The sequence below is a fragment of the Castellaniella sp. genome, from assembly GCF_049673105.1.
Lineage (GTDB): Bacteria > Pseudomonadota > Gammaproteobacteria > Burkholderiales > Burkholderiaceae_B > Castellaniella.
On record NZ_JBATXG010000025.1, the window covers coordinates 84,386 to 106,699 of the forward strand.

The window sequence follows — 22,314 nt, forward strand, 5'->3', positions numbered from 1 at the left end:
GATAGTCTGTCGGTGAGGGTTCAGGCGTCGGCCTGAACCCGATAAGAAGCGCCCATGCGGCTGGCGATCAGGAACGCGTTGCGCATGGCCTGGACATTGGCGCGGCCCTTGCCCGCGATGTCGTAGGCGGTGCCGTGGGCCGGGGTCGTGATCGGCACGGGCAGGCCGCCCTGCACGGTGACGCCCTTTTCAAAGCCCATCAGCTTGATGGCGATCTGACCCTGGTCGTGATACATGGTCACGATGGCGTCCAACTGGCCGTCGCGCGCCTTCAGGAAAATGGTGTCCGCCGGATACGGCCCTTGCACGGGGATGCCTTCGGCATTCAGTTCGGCCACCGCCGGGGCGATGATGTCGACTTCCTCACGCCCGCAGGTGCCGCCTTCACCCCCATGCGGGTTGACGGCGGCCACCGCCACGCGCGGCTGTGCATTGCCCGCTGCCTGCAGCGAGCGGTAGATCAGGCGACCGGCATCCAGCACACGGTCACGGGTGATGTACTGCGTGGCGTCCTTCAGCGGGATATGCGAGGACACCCGCGCCGTCCACAGGCCGTCCAGGGTATTGAACTCGCAGAAATAGCCGCTGACCTTCAGGTATTCGGCGAAGTGATGCAGTTCGTCTTCGTGGCGCAGGCCGCCCAGTTTCATGGCGTGCTTGTTCAGGGGAGCGAAGCAGATGGCATCGATCTGGCGCGCCAAGGCGGCGTCCATGCACATATCCAGCACCTGCAGCACGGACGCGCCACCTGCGCGGTCCACCTGCCCCATCACGACCTGTTCCGGTCTGACCGTGTCCACGGCCACGAACAGCGGCAAATCCGACGGGGCTTGGCGCGCCTGCGCCAGCGATGCCAACGGTCGGGTCGGCACCTGCACGCCGGCGATGGCCTGCCCTTGTTCCCACAGCCAAGGATCGCCCACCAGCACGATCTTGTCCGCGCCCAGTTCCGCCGGCTGGGACAGCAATCTGGCGATCAGTTCAGGGCCGATGCCGGCCGGGTCGCCCAGCGTCAGGGCCACAATGGTTTGGTCTTGATTCATGCGTCTCGTCATCCAAAAAAATTGATTCATCCACAGGCAGGCTAGGCAGCCGCCTTCAAGCGGCCCGTCACGGCCCGTACGCCCTTGGAAATCACCGGCAGGAATGCCATCGCGATCCCGGCGGTCGTCATGGTGCCAACCAGACCGTTGGACCAGAAAATATCCAGGCTGCCGTTCGAGAACAGCATCGACTGGCGGAAGGCGTCTTCCGCCTTGTCGCCCAGCACCGCAGCCAGAACCAGCGGCGCGATCGGGTAGTTCAGCTTTTTGAACAGATAGCCGAAGACACCGAATACCAGCATCAGCCCCACATCGAACAGCGACTGGTTCACGGCGTAGGCGCCGATGGCGCAGATGATGACGATGATGGGCGCGATGATGGAAAACGGAATCCGCAAAATGGCGGTGAACAGCGGGATGGTGGACAGCACCACGATCAGACCGACGACGTTGCCCAGATACATGCTGGCGATCAGCCCCCAGACGAAGTCCTTCTGTTCGACGAACAGCGTCGGCCCAGGCTGCAAGCCCCAGACCATCAGACCGCCCAGCATCACGGCAGCCGTGGCCGAACCCGGAATCCCCAGCGTCAGCATGGGCAACAGGGCGCTGGTCCCGGCGGCATGGTCCGCCGTTTCCGGTGCGATCACGCCGTCCAGCGCGCCCTTGCCGAATTGTTCGGGATGCTTGGACATGTTCTTGGCCACGCTGTAGCTCAGGAACGAGGCAGCCGTCGGCCCGCCCGGGGTGATCCCCATCCAGCAGCCGATCAGACAGCTGCGCACCCAGGTCGCCCAATAGCGCGGCAGTTTCTTCCAGGTTTCCCAGAGCACGCGCAGATTGACCTTGGCGTTCTCGCCCCGGAACACCAGGCCTTCCTCGACCGTGCACAGGATCTCGCCGATCCCGAACAGACCGATCACGGCGACTTCGAAGCTGATGCCGCGCAGCAGATCCGTGATCCCGAAGGTCAGGCGCAGATTGCCGGATACCGTGTCCATGCCGACGCTGGCCAGAATGAAGCCCAGCATCATGGCCGCCACGGTTTTCAGGGCCGGTGTCTTGCCCAGGCCGATGAAGCTGCCAAAGGCCAGCACGTACACCGCAAAGAATTCGGGCGAACTGAATTCCATCGCGAAGTTCGCGATATAGGTGGACAGGAAGGTCAGCAGCAACACGCCGACCAGCGCGCCGAACAGGGCGGAGGTATACGCCGCCGCCAGGGCTTCGCCCGCCCGCCCCTGCTTGGCCAGCGGGTGGCCGTCAAAGGTAGTGGCGATCGACGAGGGCTCGCCCGGAATGTTGAAGATGACCGATGTGACCGAGCCGCCGAACAAGGCGCCCCAGTACATGCAGGACAGCAGGATGATGGCCGAGACGGGTTCCATGCTGAAGGTCAGCGGCAGCAACAAGGTCACGCCATTGGGGGCGCCCAGGCCGGGCAACACGCCGACCAGAATGCCCAGCAGGACGCCGGCCACCATCAGCATCAGGTGTTGCCAGGTCAGCACCACCCCCATGCCGTGCATGAGCAGATCAAACTGTTCCATGACAAATTACTCAGAAATCGGCGAAAGGGCCGGCGTACAGATTGACTTCAAACCACACGGTGAAAATGAAGTAGGTCGCCAGCGGGACGCTGATGGAAATCAGCAGGATTTTCCAGATCGGATGGGGCTTTCCGGATTCCGCCAGGCGCCACATGAACCAGGCCAGAAACAACGCCGCCGACACATACATGCCGACGAAAAACATCAGCACGACGTAAGCCACGATCGGCAGAAACACATTCAGGACCTGCCGCAATTCCGTTTTGGTCGTCAGGCGGCCCCGCCCTTCGGGCCAGTGGAGGATGGTGCGGACTGCGGTCCCCAGACAGGCCAGGAACATCAGCAGACCGATGTAAAACGGGAAATACCCGGCTTGCGGACCGGCCACATCCCAGCCTATGCCCTGGTCCAGGCTGTCGATCATCACCACGGCTGCGATCAGCATCAACATGCTGGAGGTAAACAGCCCCCCGACGCGCAGGCTGATGCCGCCACGTTCCTCGGCGCCATTGCCCGGCCCCTGTCTTGTGTCCTGATTCATAGGAATATTCCCTGACGGGCGCCCCGCCCAGACGGACGGGGCCTGTATTGCAACCGCACGGGGCGGCGCGAAGCGCGCCCCGTCATCCACGACTTACCAATTGGCGGACCGGAAGATGTCACGCGCGCGGGCGCTGTCTTCTTCGATCAGCTTCTTGAAGTCATCCCCTGCCACGAAGGACGGCACGAGCGCGCCGCGGGCCAGGTAGTCCTTGAATTCCGGGGTATCGGTGACCTTGCGCAGCAGTTCCACGTAGAAAGCCTGCTGGGCTTCGGTCACGCCGCCGGGCATGAAGACCGTGCGCGGGAAGCGGTATTCGTCGATCTTGATGCCTTCGGACACGCAGGTGGGGATGTCCGACCAGGCTTGGGTGTCCGTCACTTTTTCGGTGTAGACCATGCGTTCTTTACTAAAGACGCACAGGGGACGCACCTGCCCGGCCTTCCACTGAGACAGGCTTTCGGACGGGTTGTTGGTGTTGGAGCCGATATGGCCGCCCGCCAGTTGGGTGACGGCTTCGCCGCCGCTCTTGAACGGGATGTAGGTGAATTTCGTGCCTTCGACCTTGTTCAGCAGCATGGTCAGCGTCTGGTCCACGTCCTTGGACTGGCTGCCGCCCATGGGGTATTTGGACGGATCGGCCTTGACGGCGGCGATGTAGTCCTTGGCGCTGGTGAAAGGCAGCTTGGTCGAGGTCCAGAGGATGAAGTCATCCTGGGCGACCGTGGCGACCGGCGTCAGATCCGTCCACTGATAGCCCAGCTTGGCGACCATGGGCAGCAGATAGGCGTTGTTGGTGCCCACGATGATCTTGTAGGGGTTGCCCTGGGACAGCTTCAGGTCCAGGAAGCCTTCGCCGCCATTGCCGCCGCCCTTGTTCTGCACCACCGTCGAGACCTTCATGAGATCGTGTTTGGTGATGATGGATTGAATCAGACGAGCCAACTGGTCGGTGCCCCCTCCAGGACCCGCTGCCACGATGATCTCGACGTTCTTGGTCGGCTGCCAGGCTTCGGCGGCCACCACGGTGCCGGTTGCGCCGAACGCCACGGCGACGCTGGCGGCAAGCAAAGCCTTGCTCAGATATTTGGAAGAGGCTCTTACCATTGGATGTCTCCTGTCATTGGTGTATGAGGTGCTAGGCAGCTTAGCAGAATAGTGATAACTTAATATTGAAATTAACTGATCATTGCATAACCAGTGCTTATACCTAATCAGACCGTTTTGTTCAATCGGCTTCGCACCCGGCAGTTGATGCTGCTGCTGGCCATCCAGGAACATCATTCCCTGCGCAAGGCCGCTGAACACCTGGGCATGAGCCAGCCCGCCGCCACCAAGATGCTGCAGGACATGGAAGACCTGATCGGTCTGAAACTCTTTGAACGAGGCCGGCGCGGCCTGCAGGCGACCGCCTACGGCGAGGCCATGACCCGCTATGCCCAGGGTGTGTCCGCCGACCTGGCCGGAGTACGCGAAGAGCTGCTGGCCATTCATTCGGGCAATATCGGCAAGATCCGTGTCGGCGCCATCATGGCCCCGGTGCCGCAGCTGCTGACCAACACCCTGCTGGGCGTCAAGCAGCAGCACCCGCGACTGGCGATCAGCATTCAGGTGGATACCAGCGACGTGCTGATCACCGCCTTGAAGGAAGAACGGCTGGACGTGGTCATCGGTCGCATCCCCGACACCTGGGACGGCGCCAGCCTGGTTTTCGAGCCGATCCAGGAAGAAGCGCTGTCCATCGTCTGCAGCCCGCAGAACCAGGCGGCCCGCAAATACCACGTCACCTTGCGCGACCTGGCCGGCCTGCCCTGGGTGCTGCAGGCGCACCCCAGCCCGATGCGCAAAGTCATCGAGCTATCGTTCGTCGAGGCCCGCCTGGCGCTACCGCTGAACATCATGGAAACCTCGTCCATGCTGCTGACTTCGTCGCTGGTGCGCCATTCGGACATGCTGGCCGTGATGCCGACCCTGGTCGCCAATCACTACGCAGAGCGCGGCACGCTGGCCATCGTGCCGCTACCCATCCGCAAGCATTTGCCGCCCTTCGGCATCCTGATGCGCAAGACCCGCTCGCCCAGCCCGGCAGTGCAGATCTTCATCGAGGAAATGAAGACGCGGGCGACGCAAACTACGGCCCAACGGAGATATTCGGCTTAGCTGTTCAGCAGCAACGCATTCATGCGTTTGACGAACGAGGCCGGGTCCTTCAGGGCTGCGCCTTCGGCCAGCATGGCCTGATCCAGCAGCAGTTCGGCCCAGTCGCCAAACGCATCGTCGGCCTGCGCTTCCAGGCGCTTGACCAGCGCATGCTGCGGGTTGACCTCCAGGATCGGCTTGACGTCCGGCGCATCCTGACCGGCGGCCTTCAGCATGCGCAGCAGGTGCGGGCTGAGTTCGTTTTCATCGACCACCACGCAGGCGGGCGAATCCACCAGGCGAGCCGTGGCGCGGACGTCCTTGACCCGATCGCCCAGCGCCGTCTTCAGGCGCTCGATGGTCGGCTTGAAGGCTTCGGCGGCCTCGGCTTGCTGTTTCTTTTCCGCCTCGTCGGCCAGCGCGTCCAGATCCAGCCCGCCCTTGGCGACCGAAGCCAGGGACTTGCCCTCGAATTCGCGCAAATAGGACAGCATCCATTCATCGACGCGGTCGGACAGCAGCAGGACTTCCAGGCCTTTACGGCGGAAGACCTCCAGGTGCGGGCTGTGCGCCGCCGCCGCGTAGGAATCGGCGCTGAGATAGTAGATCTTGTCCTGGCCTTCTTTCATGCGCGCGATATAGTCGGCCAGGGACACGGTCTGCGCCGGGCTGTCCGAATGGGTTGACGCAAAGCGCAACAGGCTGGCGATTCGGTCCTTGTTGGCGGGGTCTTCGCCGATGCCTTCCTTTAGAACCTGACCGAACTGCGACCAGAATTCCGTGTATTCCTCGGGCTTGTCCTTCACCAGATCGTCCAGCAGGCCCAGGATGCGCTTGGCGCAGCCTTCGCGGATCGAACGCACGTCGCGGCTTTCTTGCAGAATTTCGCGCGAGACGTTCAGCGGCAAATCGGCGGAATCGACCACCCCGCGCACGAAACGCAGATAGGCCGGCAGCAGCTGCTCGGCATCGTCCATGATGAAGACGCGCTTGACGTACAGCTTCACGCCCCGGCGAGCATCCCGGTCGTACAGATCAAAGGGCGCGCGCTTCGGGACATACAGCAGCTGGGTGTATTCGCTGCGCCCCTCGACGCGATTGTGCGTCCAGGCCAGCGGGTTTTCGAAATCATGGGCGACGTGCTTGTAGAATTCTTGGTACTGCTCGTCGGTGATGTCGGATTTGGACCGCGTCCACAAGGCATTGGCCTGGTTGACGGTCTCCCATTCATCCTGGGTCACCTGCTCTGATTTTTCAGCGTCCCATGCTTCTTTCAGCATCTGGACGGGCAAGGAAATATGGTCGGAATAACGGCGCAGGACTTCGCGCAGTTTCCAACCGGACAGGAATTCGTCTTCATCGGCGCGCAGGTGCAAGGTCACGGAAGTACCGCGCTGTTCCTGGTCGATGACCGATACGGAAAATTCACCCTGGCCGTCGGATTCCCACAGCACGCCCTCGGCGGCCGGCAAGCCCGCGCGGCGGCTGCGCACGGTGACCTTGTCCGCCACGATGAAGGACGAATAAAAGCCCACGCCGAACTGACCGATCAGTTGCGCGTCTTTTTGCTTGTCGCCCGTCAGTTGGGAAAAGAATTCCCGCGTGCCGGACCGGGCGATGGTGCCCAGATTGGCGATGGCTTCGTCGCGCGACAGACCGATGCCGTTGTCGCTGATGGTGATGGTGCGGGCGTCTTTGTCGAATTCGACACGAATGCGCAGTTCGCCGTCGCCTTCGAGCAGATCCGGCTGATCGATGGCTTCGAAACGCAGCTTGTCGCAGGCATCCGAGGCATTGGACACCAGTTCGCGCAGAAAGATTTCCTTGTTGCTGTACAAGGAATGGATCATCAGATGCAGCAGCTGTTTGACTTCGGCCTGAAAACCCAGGGTTTCAGCCGTTTGCGTATCGATTTGACTCATGGTGCGAAAGAGGGAAAGTAGTTCGAGACGGTTCCGCAGATGGGGGCAAGCCGCTGCGTTTTCAAGCCCCAGGCACAGGCGGCAGGCTGGGGGGCATGGGCGACAAGGCGGCCTGGCCCGACCCCGCAGCGGGATCGAACGGCACGGGTGACTGCCCCTGCAACTGCGGCATGTCCACCGTGGATACCGGTCCGGTCATGCGCGCGCCATGTCGGCGGATGATGTCGGCGATTTTCAACAACACATCTTCCTGCACATCCATGTAGTCGTTGTAATCGGTGCTGACCGTAAAGGCATACAAGGACAGTTTCAGCGAATACGTACCGCAGCTGCTGAAATTGAAGGCGAAGAAATCATGCTTGATGCCAGGGTGTTCGCGCAGCAGGGCTCTGCCATCGGCCACGATGCCGGGGACGGCGTCGATGTCGGCGTAGCGGATATGGATGTCTTCCATGATGCGCCGGTTGGTCATGCGCGTGTGGTTGATCACCGGCTGGGTATTGAACATGGCGTTGGGCACATAGAAAGGCTTGCAATCAAAACCGATCAGGCGGGTGGCGCGCCAGCCGATGTGCTCGACGCCGCCCATCAGGTCCGTGCCGGGGATGATGATGTATTCGCCGACCTTGAAGGGCCGGCTGGCGAAGATCGTCAAACCGCCCAGCAGATTGGCGACCAGGCTTTGGGCGGCGAAACCTACGGCGATGCCGCCCATGCCGCCGAAAGCCAGCAGGCCGGCGATGGAAAAGCCCAGCGCCTGCATCATCATCAAAATGGCCGTGATGACGACGGATGCCTTGGTCAGCTTGCCGATCGCATCCGCCGCCGTGGGGTCCAGCTCGCGTTCCCGATCCCGGGCTCTGGCCAGCAGATTGGACTGGATCTGATTGACGGCGCGTAGCAAAAACCACATCACCACGGCAATGACCAGCACGTCACGCACCGGCCCCAGCCCATGCGCCAGCAGGGAATCAGGCGGCGGATCCCCGCCGTGCTGCAGCAGCAACTGTCCGGCCAGCGCAATGCCCAGCACCCAGATCAACATCTGCAAGGGCAGCGATGCACCGGACAACAGACCGTGCGTCCAGACATGGCGCACCGGGTGCAGGCGGCGCGCCAGGCGCGCCAGCGCCATCCGCAACACGGCGCCCGCCGCCAAAGAGATCAGCACCACGGCAAACACCAGAATGGTCGTCTGCCATTCCTGATACATCGCCGCCATCTGTTTAAAAATCGTCTGCCCGTCCAAATCCGTCGGCCCCACATCCAGGTTACGAGCCTTCCAGTGTACGGGGCCTGTCCGCCCTTTCAAACCCCGGCCTTTATGTCTGAACGTAAATAAGGTGTATTTCGACCGGGTCATTTCCCAATCACACGCGAACCCGTACCGTTATGCTGATCAACATAGGCAGGTCCTGGCGCCGGCATGCGCGCCATACAAGCACTGCCCTCGGGAGACACACCATGTTCAAACGACACAGAGGCGCCAGCCGTATGTCCCGCGCCACTCTGGGCACCCAATTGTTTGCCGCTGCCACCTTGACGACGGTTCTGGTCATGGCGATCCTGGCCTCCATCGTCACCTGGCAAAGCCGCCAGACGGCCATCGACAATGTCAGCTCGGCCAATCGGATGGGTCTGCAGGATTACGACCGCATCCTGCAGTTGATCTTCGACATCGGGCGCAACCGCAGCCAGTCCCTGTATCCGGTCTTGATCCGCTATATGGGCGGCACGCCCGAACCCACCGGGCAGACCACCCAAGGCCTGCCCGTGCTGGCCGCCGGCGGCAAACCCCTGAACGGCGACCAGGCCCTGATGCGCAGCGTGACCGGCATGACCGCCGAACTCTATGCCCGCACGACCCAGGGCTGGACACGCATCGCCAGCGCCTACCAAGACCAGCCCGACCACGCCCTGGGCCAGACCCTGGACCCAGCCGACCCGATCGCCCAGGCCCTGGATCGCGGTCAAGTCATCAATGTGCCCGAACTGGTCGAGCAGAAATGGCATCTGGTCACCACCAACCCCCTGAAAGGCGCGGACGGCAAGGTCTATGGCGGCATCGTCAACCGTCTGGACATCAGCGCCCAGATCGATCCCGTCCTGAAGGACCTGACCGCCACCAAACTGGCGGACCACGGCCAGCTGTTCGTCATCCGCCCCACGCTGGACCGCAAAGACTGGATCCGGGTCGCCGGCCTGTTCGGGCAACCCGGCGATCTGCTGAGCGCCGGCAATCCGCCCGCCGACTTTGCGACGATGGACCGGACCTTCAACAGCGCCCCTCTCGGCGCCCAGGAAGTCTTCGTCATGCAGCAATCCGTCTTTCTGTCGTGGAAAGTCATTCCCAACTGGAACTGGGTGATCTACGGCTTCGGTCCGGTCGACGACTACCTGGCCGACAGCAACCGGCAAATGTGGATTCAGCTGGCTCTGATGCTGGCAGGCACGCTGCTGATCGCGCTGGCGATCTTCTGGCTGGCGCGGCGCACACTGGCGCCCGTGCACGACATCGTCGCCGGCATGCAAAGACTGGGCGCGGGCGATCTCAGCCAGGAAATCGCCGACAGCCCGGCCAATAGTCATAGCGAAGTCCATCAGCTGCAAAGCAGCTTGCGCAATACGCAAGACGCCTTGCGCCGCATGATCCGGCAAGTCCGTCGCAGCGTGGGTGAAATCCATACCGGCTCGCGAGAAATCGCCGTCGGCAACACGGATCTGTCCAGTCGCACCGAAGAGCAAGCCGCATCCCTGCAGGAAACCGCCGCCAGCATGGAAGAACTGGCCGCCACCGTGCGCCAGAATGCCGACAACGCCCGCCAGGCCAATCAGCTGGCCGCAGGCGCATCGGATACCGCTCACCAGGGCGAACAGGCGGTGGAGTCCATGGTCGCCACCATGCAGCGCATCGCCGATAGTTCGGCCCGCATCACCGACATCATCGGCGTCATCGATTCCATCGCCTTCCAGACCAACATCCTGGCCCTGAACGCCGCCGTCGAGGCCGCGCGCGCCGGCGAACAGGGCAAAGGCTTTGCCGTGGTCGCCAGCGAGGTCCGCGCCCTGGCGCAGCGGTCCGCCGACGCAGCACGGGAAATCAAGCAGTTGATCGATACCGCATCCCAGGAAGTGCGATCCGGCTCGCGGCAGGCCGAGCAGACGGGCACGATCATGCAAGGCCTGATGACGGCGGTCGACCGCGTCACCCGCATCATGGGGGAAATCGCCTCGGCTTCCAACGAGCAAGCCACCGGCATCGATCAGGTGAATCTGGCCATCACGCAGATGGATCAGGTGACGCAGCAAAATGCCGCGCTGGTGGAACAGGCCGCCGCCGCTGCCGATTCGCTGAGCGAACAGGCGGATCATCTGGCCGACAGCGTGGCGATTTTTCAGATGGGCGCCGAACAGGCAAGGATCACACATACATGAATCAATGACAGGCACCGGCTCAATATCGAACAAATAGTTTCAAAATGGCAATACACTTTTCAGGAGGTCCTTTCCGGACCACCTGAAACAACTCGGTCGTTGCATGCGCGCTCCTGATTCCCCTTCAGCCACTGCTCGGCCCTTATAGGACAGCACTATGGCGCGCTCACACATCCGCTGGACCCGAACCACCTCTTTCAAATTCACGCTATTCACCGGCCTGGCCATCGTCGGCATCGCCATCCTGACCAGCGCCCTGCTGTGGATGGAACGCAGCGCTCTGCTGCACGAGCGGGAAGTCGGCGCCCGCCAGGCCGTGGAATCCGCCTACGGCGTCATCACCTACTTCCACGACCAGGCGCAAAAGGGACATATCCCCGAAGACCAGGCCAAACAGCAGGCGATGGACACCCTCCGCGGCATGCGCTACAGCGGCCAGGAATATTTCTGGATCAACGACATGCAGCCGCGCATGCTGATGCATCCCTTCGTACCCAAGCTGGTCGGCCAGGATCTGTCCGACATGAAAGATCCAAACGGCCTGCGGCTGTTCGTGGCCTTCGTCGACACCGTCAAGGCCAGCCCCACTCACGACGGCTTCGTGTTCTACCTGTGGCCCAAGCAAGGGGCCGCCCAGCCGGTGGAAAAGGTTTCCTACGTCAAGGGCTTCGCGCCCTGGGGCTGGATCCTGGGGTCGGGTGTCTATCTGGATACGGTGAATGCCATCGTCTGGCGCCAGGCGGGTCAATTCGCTCTGGCGGCGGGCGTTCTGGCCGTCATCCTGTTGGCGGTCGGCATACTGCTGTCGCGCCGCCTGGTACGGCAGCTGGGGGGTGAGCCCGACACCGTCATCGCGATCGCCCACCGCATGTCGCAGGGCGATTTGCGGGTGGATATCCCGGTGCGCGATGACGATACGCACAGCCTGCTGCACGCGATGCTGGTCATGCGCGACGGCATCGCCCAGGCAGTCACCCAGGTGCGCCAGGGGACCGAATGGATCGCCGAATCCGTGGGCCAGATCGTGACCGGCAACCTGGATCTGTCCGCCCGCACGGAACAGCAGGCGGCATCGCTGCAGGAAACCGCCGCCAGCATGGAAGAAATCACCAGCACGGTCGGCCACAACGCCAGCAACGCCCAACAGGCCAATACGCTGGCGGCGACGGCGTCCAACGTCGCCATGCAGGGCGGCCAGACGGTTTCCCAGGTGGTCAGCACGATGGACGACATCAACGCCTCGACTCAGAAAATGGCCGACATCATCGGCGTCATCGATTCGATCGCCTTCCAGACCAACATCCTGGCCCTGAACGCCGCCGTCGAAGCCGCGCGCGCCGGCGAACAGGGCAAAGGCTTTGCCGTGGTCGCCAGCGAAGTCCGCGCCCTGGCGCAGCGATCCGCCAATGCGGCGCATGAAATCCGGGGGCTGATCGACGACACGGTGCAGAAAATCCGCTCGGGCGCCCAGTTGGCCGATGGCGCCGGCCAGACCATGTCCGACGTCGTCACCAGCGTCAAACGCGTGGCCGACATCATGGGGGAAATCACCCTGGCCAGCCGCGAACAGGCATCCGGCATCGAGCAGATCAATCAGGCCATCGCCCAGATGGACCAGGTCACGCAGCAAAATGCCGGCTTGGTGGTCGAAGCGGGCGCATCCGCCCAGGCACTGAATCAGCAGATGAACGGCCTGAATCGGGCGGTGGGGGTATTCCAGTTACAGCATCAGGCACCTGCCCTGCCGCAGGAATAAGGCAGCTTCCCGCCTGATGCGCCAGGATCAGGCGGGGCAGCCGCTATGAAAGCGGAATTCGGGATCGGGGGATTCGATCAGGGTCTGCTCGAGCTGCCGGATCCGCGCCACGGACCGCTGGATGTCATCGCTTGCCCCATACTGCTCTGCGAAGCGCAGGTAGTGCTGGTAATGGCGGGCTTCCGACTGCAACAAACCGGCATAGAACGCCGCCAGCTCTTCATCCAGATGCGGCACCAGCGCGGCAAAGCGCTCGCAGGACCGAGCCTCGATAAACGCCCCCACGATCAGCGTATCCACCAATTTCGCCGGTTCATGGGTGCGCACCGCCGCCCGCAAACCCGACGCATAACGGCTGGCGGTCAAGGGGCGCAAGGCGATGCCGCGCCGCTTGATCAGCCGCAGCACCTGCTCGTGGTGCACCAGTTCTTCTCTAGCCAGTTTGGACAGCGTCATCGCCAGAGCGGCATCCTGACCATAACGCGCAATCAGGCTCATGGCTGTGGCGGCGGCCTTCAGTTCGCAATTGCGGTGATCCAACAGCAGGATGTCCTGCTGCGCCAGCGCGGTCTGCACCCAGGCCTCGGGGGTCGGGCAAGGCAGAAATTCGATCAAATCAGACGGCAGATTCATGGTCATGCATTTTAGTGTGCCGGGATCAGGCGCCGGCGGCAGCAGGCTGCGCCAAGGTCCGGGCTGCCTGCAGCACCGCCGTGGTCAGCTGTTCCATCGTATGCGTACCCGTGCGCCAATACTGCCAATACAGCGGGACATCGTGCCAGCGATCCGGCCACACAGGCACCAGATGCCCCGCGTCCAGCGATGCCTGCACCATCGGCAGCGGATTCAGCGTCCAGCCCAGACCGGCCAGCGTGGCCGCCACGAAGGCATGAGACGAGGGTACCCACCACGTGGGCGGCTGCCAGGCTTGTCCGCCCATGATCGGGCGCACGGACTGCGCCTGCATGTCGTCCTTGCGATTGAACACCAGCACGGGCGCCTGGGCCAGAGCATCCGCCGTCACGCCTTGCGGGAAATGGCGGGCACGGAAACCGGGCGTGCAGGTCGCCACGTAACGCATGCTGCCCAGGGCATGCACCCGGCAACCTTGCACCGGCGCGCCCAGCGTGGTGACGGCGGCCAGCACGCTGCCGTTGCGCAACAGGGCCGCCGAGTGATCCTGATCTTCGGGAATCATGTCCAACGTCGCGCGGGTCTGCGCCGCATACCGGGCGGCAGCCTCGATAAACCAGGTTTCCAGGCTGTCATGGTTGACGGCGATGCGCAGGCTGGGGACGGGTTTGTCGGCGCTCATGCCCAAACGGTCCAGCGCCTCGTGTTCCAGCACAGCCGCCTGGTTCGCCAGCTGCACCAGCACGCGGCCATCCGCCGTCGCCTGAACGGGCGCCGTGCGCAGCACCAGCAACCTGCCCATGCGGGATTCCAAAGTCTTGATGCGTTGGGACACCGCAGACGGGGTCACGTGCAGGGCGGCGGCAGCCCGCTCGAAACTGCCTTCCCGCACGACGGCGGCCAGGGCGCGCAGATTGTCGTGATCCAACTGCATGCAGGTTCCTTCGCCTAATTCCAATTAATTAAGGATATCTTAATCATATTTAATAAAATTAGTTTTTATTTATTTGAGGGGCACGTGACAATAACGGCATCCCGCGAAGGACAAGGCCTGCACCGTCCTTCGCCGCATCATGCATTTTCCGGAGGATTCCATGTTTGCCGCCCCCGCGCTTGCCCCCCTGCTGTCGGCCTGGACCAGCGGCGCCCTGACCGGGCTGGGCATGTTCGCCGTCGTCGGTGCGCAAAGCGCCTTCATCCTGCGCCAAGGCATCGCCAGGGCGCACCTGCCTGCCATCCTGCTGGTCTGCGCCCTGATCGACGCCTGCTTCATATTCGCCAGCGTCTCGGGACTGCAGGCCCTGATGCAACATCTGCCGGGATTGCAGGACTTCGTGCTGTGGGCCGGCGTCATCTTCCTGTCCTGGTACGGTACGCAGTCGGCCTACCGGGCCTGGCGGCCCGCCGTGGATCGCCAAGGCGATCAGGCCGCCCTCTCGTCGCGGCGGGCCGCCTTGCTGGGCGCGCTGGGTTTTACCCTGCTGAATCCGCATTTCTGGCTGGATATGATGGTGCTGGGCTCGATCGCCCACCGCTTTGCCGATGCGCGTTTCGGCTTTGCCGCCGGGGCGCTCAGCGCCAGCATCCTGTGGCTGACCGTGCTGGGGCTGGGGTCGCGGCTATGCGCCCCCCTGTTCCAGGCCCCGCAGGCCTGGCGCTGGCTGGATGGCGCCATCGCCGCCGTCATGTTCCTGCTGGCCTGGCGCCTGCTGCCTGTCTAGGTCCCCTACCCGCGCGCGATCAATGCAGGTCGCGGGTATAGACGAATTTGGGCATGCTCCAGCGAAACCGCAGCGCCAGCAGCCGCAGACCCAGGCCGATCAGCAGCGCTCCGCCCACCACCAGATCGTGATCCCAGAACAAGGCCAACCCAGTCAGATACAGGGCTGCGCTGACGATGGACACCGTGGCGTAGAGTTCCGCCCGGAACAAGAGCGGGATTTCGTTGCACAGCACATCGCGCAGCACCCCGCCCACGCAGCCGGTGATCATGCCCGACAGAATCGCCACGCCCCAGGACAGGCCCAGACCCAAGGCCACATCCACGCCGATGATGGTGAACACGACCAGGCCGACCGCATCCAGAAACAGGAACAGATGACGCAAAGAATGCGCGAAGCGGGCCAGCACGATGGTCGCCAAAGCGGCGCCGCCGGTGATCAACAGATAGTGGGGATTCGCCACCCAGGTCAGGGGATGGTGATTGAGCAGCACGTCGCGCACCGAACCGCCGCCCAGCGCGGTGATGCAGCCCAACATGCACACGCCCAGCCAATCCATTTCGCGACGCCCCGCCGCCAACGCGGCAGTCATGGCCTCGGCGGCAATGGCGATCAGAAACAGGATATGCAGGAAATCGCTGGTGATATCGGGAGCGGGCATACGGTGGACTTTACAGGAAAGCGAGTGTGTGACGGATCGAATAGCGCAGGGCGATTGGCTGTCTTCTACGGACGGCAGGCAATATTGTGCGGCGCAGTACCGCCAGAATAATATAAATGCCCATCCCCGAGAGACATCACCATGACAGCGCCGGTTGCCGTGCCAGCAAGCTGTTGTCGCCGGTGTAACACTGCCCCCCAGAGCAGGTTTTCACTGGGTCATTACAGTCAGGCGCATAGCACTTCCCTACACCTGCGCTATCACTGCGCCCAGCAGTTCGGCTTGCTTGATGGTGGCGGCATCAATCTGTTGAGCCAGCAAATCGCATAAATTCATCAACTGATCAGTGCGGGCAACGATGTGGCGTTGTTCTGCTAGGGGAGGAAGGGGAATTAAAAATTGCCCAAGACTCTCAAGGTTTAGCTTCGGCATCTTTATGCGATTCTCAGCCAGCCGAACTTGAGCCAAAAACGTTTCGGACAGGATAACTTTAAGCATGAAATCTGTGCATACATGACATACGATTGGATACATGTCTGCACTGCAAAGACCATCATATGGTGCGACAACAGCCTTGTTCAATGAGGGACGAATTTTCGAGTAAAGAATTTGCCCTTCGTAAAAACGATTGTTGGGGCCAGTGGCCCCTGACTCTGCAACCGTTCTATGTAACAACAAACTGCCCGTATCTTTTTCGATCGAGTCAGGCGCAATCTGATTCTCGTCTGGGAAATCCCCAGCGGAGACCAGTTCAGACTTTACTGTGTTGGTGGCGAAAAATCGCACCCACTCCCACCCCTGTGGCAATGCATAAGGCTTTTCTCCCTCTGTCACTGGTGGCAAGGGCTTGGGCTTTTTGATCTTGCCTTGCTTCACCAGCCGCCGTTTCTTCTCTTCGATTTCTTTCAGCAGCTCGCTAGCCGGCTTGTCTTTCGGATCTTGCGGGACGAGTTTTCCCATCATCGCCAATTGCAGGATGACCTTGCGCAACTCGGCAACGTCTTCCTTGACGGTGTAGAGTTCGCCGAAGTGTTCGGCGAGGAAGATCTGGGCGCGCTGGTGTTGGTCGGGTTCGGCAATGTTCAGCAGTTGCTTGATGGCTGCGGCATGAACGGTCAGGCGCGTTTTCTTCTGCGCAGTGCGCAGTTTTTCCAGTCCATCGCAACGAATCATCAGTTCGTTGATTTTGGCAACGATACGGTACTGCTCATTTACTGGTGGAATCGGATGAACACTATGAATGGCATCCTCCGTTCCCAAGCGAGGCATTTTCACACCATACATCAGCGTATTTACGTGGGAAAGGAAATCTGGGCGCTTTAACAACCACCGTAGAAACTCAGGGATGACTGCTTTGGATGGAACAATCGGAACTATCTCAGTAGTGCAGGCACCAGCCGAGTCTGCAACCAACACTTTGTCCAAATATGGACGGAGCTTTCCATAAAGAACATCTCCCTCCTTAAAGGTTGATTTTGTCGATTTCGATTCACGCTGGAAATACCTTGCTCGACAGATAAGCCGGGAGGTTTCTTTTTCAATATCCTCCAGGTCAAGTAGCCAAGTATCCTCGGCGATTTCGCTCGGATCAATATTGGGCCTACCGTTGTAATCAGAGAAGGATTGCAGGCGTGCCCACTCCCATCCCCGCGGCAGCGAATAAAGCTTTTCTTCTTCCCTTATCGGCGGCAAGGACTTGGGTTTCTTGATCTTGCCTTCCTTCATCAACCGCTGCTTCTCAACCTCGATTTCTTGCAGCAGTTCGCTTGCAGGCTGCTCGTCCGGATCTTGCGGCACCAGCTTGCCCAGCATGGCCAACGTCAGAATCAGCTCGCGCAGTTTCTTGATGCCATCGGGTGCAGCAAAGGCGGTGTCAAAGTGCTTTTCCAACAGTTCAGCGGTGTGCCTACTCATCCTCGCCTCCCAGCTCGCGCTCAATCTGTTCGATGCTGGGCAGGCTGGTTTGCAATTCTTCAGGCAGGGATTCAATCAATTGGTATTCCGCCACGCCGATGGGCTGGGCCTTGTCGCGCAATGCGTATTCAGCCACCACGGTGTTCTTGCTCTTGCACAGCAACAGGCCGATGGTGGGGTTGTCCTGTTCGGCCTTGACCTGCATATCCACAGCAGTGAGGTAGAAGCCCAGTTGCCCCAGATGCTCCGGTTTGAAGGCGCCGCCTTTGAGTTCAATGACGACGTAACAGCGCAGCTTCAGGTGATAGAACAGCAGGTCCACGAAAAATTCGTCACCCCCCACGTTCAGCAATACTTGCCGCCCGACAAAGGCGAAGCCTGCGCCCAGTTCCAGCAGGAACTCGATGACGTGTTTGACCAGGGCGTTTTCGATTTCCCGCTCCTGCGCTTCTTCGGTCAGGCCGAGAAAGTCAAAGCGGTAAGGGTCTTTCAACGACTCGCGGGCAAGGTCGGATTGTGGTGCGGGCAGGCGTGCATCGAAATTGGTGACGGCCTGCCCCTTGCGCTCCAGCAGTCTGGTTTCTATCTGCATCACCAACACATTGCGTGACCAGCCATGCTCGATGGCTTGGGCGGCATACCAGCGGCGTGCTTCCTGGCTGGGCAGTTTGTCCAGCAGGGCCAGTTGGTGATACCAGGGCAATTGTGCAAGCACCTCTTGCACAAATGGGGCATCCGGCCAGGCCTGGGCAAAGGCGCGCATGTACTTGAGGTTGCGTGGGGAAAACCCTTTCATCTCTGGGAAAGCAGTGCGCAGGTCATGGGCCAGCCGCTCGATGACCTTGGCTCCCCAGCCTTGTGCGGTTTGTCGTTGCAGGATGTCCTGACCGATCTGCCAGTAGAGCAGCACCAGCTCACGATTGACCGCACGCGCCGCCTGTTGTTGGGCGTTGTGGATGCGGGCTTTCAGCTCGCCCAGCCAGTGGTCGTAGCCTTCGGGCACGGGCATCAGGGAGACGGGCTTCTCGCTCATGCGGCGCCTCCGCTGGTGGCCCTAAGGGCTGTCAGCAGTTCGGTTTTCAGCGCCTGTTGTGCGTCGGCGAGTTGTTGGGTGATTTGCTGGTATTCGGCCATCAGTTCGTCCGGATCACCCAGTTCGACAGCCACCTCGTACGGGTTCTTGCAGTCCAGGTTGTAGTTGCGAGCTGCCAGATCCTTGGCTGAGATCTTCCAGGCATGCTCGGTGGTCTTACGTCCCTTGCGTTGCGGACCGCCCCACCAGGCTTTCTCGAGATCGAATTCCTCATTAGTCAGCGGCTTGGAACGGGAATAGCTCTTGTAGCCTGCCGGGTAGGGATGCTCGAAGAACCATACGTCCCTTGTGGGGCTGCCCTTTTCGAAGAACAGGAGGTTGGTGGCGATGCTGGTATAGGGGGCGAACACGCCTTTGGGCAGGCGCACGATGGTGTGCAGGTTGAACTCATCCAGCAGTTCGCGCTTGAGCGTGGTTTTCACCCCCTCGCCGAACAAGAAACCATCCGGCAGCACCACAGCGGCGCGCCCGGTATCATGCCTGAGCAGGTGCATGATCAGCGCCATGAACAGGTCGGCGGTCTCGCGAGTCTGGTGCTTGGCGAGGAAATTCTTCTCGATGCCATCCTCTTCCATGCCACCGAAGGGTGGGTTGGTAATGATGAGGTCCACCCGGTCGCGTGGGCCGTAGTCCTTGTAGGGGCGAGAGAGCGTGTTGTCGTGGCGGATACGGGTAGGCACATCGATGCCGTGCAGCATCATGTTGGTCATGGCGAGCATGTGCGGCAGGGGCTTCTTCTCAAAGCCATGGATGTTCTCTTGCAACAGCCGGTTGTCTTCTGGCGTCTTGACCTGTTTCTTGATGTGCTCGATAGCGCAGGTCAGGAAGCCGCCCGTGCCGCAGGCCGGGTCGAGGATGCTTTCGCCGAGTTTCGGATCGAGGACATCGACCATGAACTGCGTAACCGCACGCGGGGTGTAGTACTCGCCGGCGTTACCGGCCGACTGCAGGTCGGCAAGGATTTTTTCGTAGATTTCGTTGAACAGGTGCCGGTCGCTGGACGAGTTGAAATCCACATCCTCTTCAATGGTGTTGATCACCTGGCGCAGCAGCGTGCCGGACTTCATGTAGTTGTAGGCATCCTCGAACACTGAGCCGATCACCCGGCCTTGCGCGGACACGCCCGCCTTGGTGGCAAGCTGTTTCAAGAAAGGAAAGAGGTCGTTGTTGACAAAGTCGACCAGCTCTTCGCCGGTCATGCCTTCCGGATCCTTGGCCCAGTTACTCCAGCGAAAGCGGCTTTGCAGCGGCGAGCGGTAGCTGGACTGGGTCAGTTCCCACTCCTGTTCCTTGTCGTCAAAGATTTTCAGAAACAATAGCCAGCAGATCTGGCTGATGCGCTGGGCGTCGCCATCGACGCCGACATCCTTGCGCATGATGTCTTGAATGGTTTTGATGAGAGTTGCGAGTGACATGACTACATCCTGGGTCTAGTTCAGGTCAGGCGCGGTAGAGCTCTCGCTCGAGCTCGCCCACGGCCTGTTGGTATTGGGTCTTGCCGCCAAAGGCTCGCACCAGTTCGATCGGCGTGCCCAGGCGGTTGAAGGGGGCGATAGCGAGAATTTGCGTTTCCTCGATGGCGGCCACACCTTCGTCGGCATATTTATCGAGCAGGGCTTCGAGCACCTTCTGCGCTTGAGCGCCGTACTTGGCGAAGTAATGGCGCTTCTTGACCTGCTCGGCCCGCTCCTTGCGCGTGAGTGGGGGTTGATCCCAGGCCACGTGGCACAGCAGATCGAAGGCGTCGAAATCCTTGCCGGATTGCTTGTCCACCTCGTCAGCCAAAGCCTCGAAGAAGATGCCTTGATGAGCCAACTCGTCGATGACAGCCTGCTTCTTCTCAGCCTTGCTCCAATGGCGCAGGAAATCGTCGAGAGACGCGAACTCCTTGGCCAGGGTGTTGCGGGTGTAGTCCTTCAGAGACTCGGTGATCAGTTTGCCGTTGGCGTCGAAGTACTGCACCCGTTCAGCCACCACCTTGACCTCGACGTCGGAGACAACGTAACGGCGCACGTTGCTGCCTTCCTCACCTGGCAACGGTTCGGCTACGCCGCCGGGGGACGTGGGGTTGTCGTCCGGCGTGAGATAGGTGAATCCATCGTCAGGCGACGCCTCCCCATCTTCTTCATCTGGAGGAAGCGGTGGCTCGCCTGGGCCTGGCTCATAGATCTGCACGGGATCGCCGTCGAAAGCCGGATCAGCAAAAAGCTCGGTCGCTTTCTTGAAATCGAGGATAGTGAACCAGTACTTGTCGAAGTCTTCGTTGATGCGCGTTCCGCGACCGATGATCTGCTTGAATTCGGTCATGGACTGGATGCGCTGATCCAGCACGATGAGCTTGCAGGTCTGGGCATCGACTCCCGTAGTCATCAACTTGGAGGTGGTCGCGATGACGGGATACTTGCTTTCCGGGAAGATGAAGTTGTCCAGCTCCATCTTGCCTTCTTCATTGTCGCCGGTGATGCGCACGACATAGCGATGGTTCTGCACCACCAAGTCGGCGTTTTCGTTGACCAGCGCCTGGCGCATGCGTTCGGCATGGTCGATGTTGTCGCAGAAGACGATGGTCTTGTCGAAGCGGTTGCCAGCTTTCAGGTATTCGCTGATCTTGCGCGCCACCACGTGCGTGCGCTGTTCCAGCACCAGTGTCTTGTCAAAATCACGCTGGTTATAAATACGGTCTTCGATTTCGTTGCCGTGCTTGTCGAGCATGCCCTTGTCGGGGCGCCAGCCGGTCAAGTCTTTGTCCAGGTCGATGCGTACTACCTTGTAGGGTGCGAGAAAGCCATCGTCGATGCCCTGGCGTAACGAGTAAGTGTAGATGGGCTCGCCGAAGTAGTCTATGTTGGAAACGTCCTTGGTTTCCTTGGGCGTAGCGGTCAAGCCGATCTGGGTGGCGGAATGGAAATACGTCAGGATCTCGCGCCAAGCTGAATCTTCGGCAGCGCTGCCTCGGTGGCATTCGTCGATCACGATCAGATCGAAGAATTCCGGGCTGAACTGCTTGTAGATGTTCCGTTCTTCTTCGTTACCAGTGACGGCCTGGTAAAGCGACAGGTAGATCTCATACGACTTGTTGGCCTGCCGCTTCTGGATCTTGGTCATCGCCGCACCGAACGGCTTGAAGTCGTTGGTCATGGTCTGATCGACCAGGATGTTGCGGTCCGCCAGAAACAGGATGCGTTTCTTGGCACGCGACTTCCACAACCGCCAGATGATCTGGAAGGCGGTATAGGTCTTGCCTGTACCCGTGGCCATCACCAGCAAGATACGCTTCTGCCCCTTGGCGATCGCCTCGATGGTCTTGTTGATGGCGAGCAATTGGTAGTAGCGAGGCGTCTTGTTACTGCCGTCGCTGTAGTAGTCCTGGGCCACCAATGCCTGTTGCTGCGTGCTCAGGCCCTGATGCTCTGCCCACCATTGCCACAGCGTATCGGCACTGGGGAATTCGTCCAGACTCAGTTCGCGCTCGATAACACCGTCCTTGGCGATCTTATTATGGAACAGGAAGCCATCTCCATTGCTGCTGAATACGAAAGGCACTTGCAACATTTCGGCATAGCCAAGGGCCTGTTGCATGCCAGATCCGATGGCATGCTTGTTGTCTTTGGCTTCGATGACGGCAATGGGTAGGTTGGGCTTGTGGAACAGCACATAGTCAGCGCGTTTGTGCTGACCACGTGTGTGCAGTTTGCCGCGCACGATGATGCGCCCCTTGGTCAACAGGAATTCTTCGCGTACTTGGGTCAGAACATCCCATCCGGATTCTTCCAAAGCCGGCGTAATGAACTTGGTGCAGATGTCGCGCTCGCTGAGCGCCTCCTTATTCATAGGATGTAACCCCTTCCATGCCGGCTGCTCCTTGGGTCTGCTTGTCGTTAGATGCCTGACCTCGCGACTCTCTCA

General features: G+C 60.7%; 17 protein-coding genes. 4 read left to right on the forward strand and 13 right to left on the reverse strand.

What is annotated here, in order from left to right; all coding sequences use genetic code 11:
* Positions 1-20: 20 nt before the first annotated feature.
* From WBF69_RS10100 to WBF69_RS10115, 4 genes are all read right to left on the reverse strand, one after another.
* The gene (locus tag WBF69_RS10100) at positions 21-1,043 is read right to left on the reverse strand and encodes a 4-hydroxythreonine-4-phosphate dehydrogenase PdxA (protein ID WP_424263733.1); all 1,023 of its coding nucleotides are present in this window, start codon (positions 1,041-1,043) and stop codon (positions 21-23) included.
* 41 nt (positions 1,044-1,084) lie between these two features.
* On the reverse strand, positions 1,085-2,593 hold the full coding sequence (locus WBF69_RS10105; protein ID WP_424263735.1) for a tripartite tricarboxylate transporter permease: 1,509 nt from the start codon (positions 2,591-2,593) through the stop codon (positions 1,085-1,087).
* A gap of 10 nt (positions 2,594-2,603) precedes the next feature.
* The gene (locus tag WBF69_RS10110) at positions 2,604-3,134 is read right to left on the reverse strand and encodes a tripartite tricarboxylate transporter TctB family protein (RefSeq protein WP_424263737.1); all 531 of its coding nucleotides are present in this window, start codon (positions 3,132-3,134) and stop codon (positions 2,604-2,606) included.
* A gap of 93 nt (positions 3,135-3,227) precedes the next feature.
* Positions 3,228-4,241 carry a Bug family tripartite tricarboxylate transporter substrate binding protein gene (locus tag WBF69_RS10115; RefSeq protein WP_424263739.1) on the reverse strand — a complete coding sequence of 338 codons (1,014 nt, stop codon included), beginning with the start codon at positions 4,239-4,241 and terminating at the stop codon, positions 3,228-3,230.
* 117 nt (positions 4,242-4,358) lie between these two features.
* Here WBF69_RS10115 and WBF69_RS10120 point away from each other — a divergent pair, with 117 nt between their 5' ends.
* Positions 4,359-5,294 (forward strand): LysR family transcriptional regulator, encoded by a 936-nt coding sequence (locus WBF69_RS10120; RefSeq protein ID WP_424263741.1) that lies wholly within the window; start codon positions 4,359-4,361, stop codon positions 5,292-5,294.
* Here the strand turns inward: WBF69_RS10120 and htpG are convergent.
* Positions 5,291-7,195: a molecular chaperone HtpG gene (gene htpG, locus WBF69_RS10125; protein ID WP_424263743.1), complete on the reverse strand. Its 1,905-nt coding sequence runs from the start codon at positions 7,193-7,195 to the stop codon at positions 5,291-5,293. The genes WBF69_RS10120 and htpG overlap by 4 nt on opposite strands.
* 61 nt (positions 7,196-7,256) lie before the next feature.
* Complete coding sequence (locus WBF69_RS10130) at positions 7,257-8,417, reverse strand: mechanosensitive ion channel family protein (RefSeq protein WP_424263745.1); 1,161 nt, start codon at positions 8,415-8,417, stop codon at positions 7,257-7,259.
* Positions 8,418-8,659: 242 nt separating this feature from the next.
* Between WBF69_RS10130 and WBF69_RS10135 the strand changes: the two genes are divergently transcribed.
* Positions 8,660-10,630 (forward strand): methyl-accepting chemotaxis protein, encoded by a 1,971-nt coding sequence (locus WBF69_RS10135; protein ID WP_424263747.1) that lies wholly within the window; start codon positions 8,660-8,662, stop codon positions 10,628-10,630.
* A 157-nt stretch (positions 10,631-10,787) separates the two neighbouring features.
* Positions 10,788-12,386 carry a methyl-accepting chemotaxis protein gene (locus WBF69_RS10140; RefSeq protein ID WP_424263749.1) on the forward strand — a complete coding sequence of 533 codons (1,599 nt, stop codon included), beginning with the start codon at positions 10,788-10,790 and terminating at the stop codon, positions 12,384-12,386.
* A gap of 27 nt (positions 12,387-12,413) precedes the next feature.
* Here WBF69_RS10140 and WBF69_RS10145 read toward each other — a convergent pair whose 3' ends face one another.
* The gene (locus tag WBF69_RS10145) at positions 12,414-13,019 is read right to left on the reverse strand and encodes a tRNA-(ms[2]io[6]A)-hydroxylase (RefSeq protein WP_424263751.1); all 606 of its coding nucleotides are present in this window, start codon (positions 13,017-13,019) and stop codon (positions 12,414-12,416) included.
* Between the two features lie 25 nt (positions 13,020-13,044).
* Positions 13,045-13,953 (reverse strand): LysR family transcriptional regulator ArgP, encoded by a 909-nt coding sequence (locus tag WBF69_RS10150; protein ID WP_424263753.1) that lies wholly within the window; start codon positions 13,951-13,953, stop codon positions 13,045-13,047.
* 160 nt (positions 13,954-14,113) lie between these two features.
* Here WBF69_RS10150 and WBF69_RS10155 point away from each other — a divergent pair, with 160 nt between their 5' ends.
* The gene (locus WBF69_RS10155) at positions 14,114-14,740 is read left to right on the forward strand and encodes a LysE/ArgO family amino acid transporter (RefSeq protein ID WP_424263755.1); all 627 of its coding nucleotides are present in this window, start codon (positions 14,114-14,116) and stop codon (positions 14,738-14,740) included.
* Between the two features lie 19 nt (positions 14,741-14,759).
* Here the strand turns inward: WBF69_RS10155 and WBF69_RS10160 are convergent, their stop codons facing one another.
* The 5 genes from WBF69_RS10160 to hsdR all read right to left on the reverse strand — a co-directional run bounded on the left by WBF69_RS10160 (position 14,760) and on the right by hsdR (position 22,239).
* Positions 14,760-15,401: a trimeric intracellular cation channel family protein gene (locus WBF69_RS10160; RefSeq protein ID WP_424263757.1), complete on the reverse strand. Its 642-nt coding sequence runs from the start codon at positions 15,399-15,401 to the stop codon at positions 14,760-14,762.
* A 246-nt stretch (positions 15,402-15,647) separates the two neighbouring features.
* Positions 15,648-17,315, reverse strand: coding sequence for a restriction endonuclease subunit S (locus tag WBF69_RS10165; RefSeq protein WP_424263759.1), 1,668 nt, complete (start codon positions 17,313-17,315; stop codon positions 15,648-15,650).
* A complete protein-coding gene (locus WBF69_RS10170; protein ID WP_424263761.1) occupies positions 17,308-18,348 on the reverse strand; it encodes a PDDEXK nuclease domain-containing protein in 1,041 nt (346 codons plus the stop codon). Before WBF69_RS10170 ends, WBF69_RS10165 begins: the two co-directional genes overlap by 8 nt.
* Positions 18,345-19,823, reverse strand: a complete 1,479-nt coding sequence (locus WBF69_RS10175; RefSeq protein WP_424263762.1) for a type I restriction-modification system subunit M — start codon at positions 19,821-19,823, stop codon at positions 18,345-18,347. Before WBF69_RS10175 ends, WBF69_RS10170 begins: the two co-directional genes overlap by 4 nt.
* 25 nt (positions 19,824-19,848) lie before the next feature.
* Positions 19,849-22,239 (reverse strand): EcoAI/FtnUII family type I restriction enzme subunit R, encoded by a 2,391-nt coding sequence (hsdR, locus tag WBF69_RS10180; protein ID WP_424263764.1) that lies wholly within the window; start codon positions 22,237-22,239, stop codon positions 19,849-19,851.
* Positions 22,240-22,314: the final 75 nt, after the last annotated feature.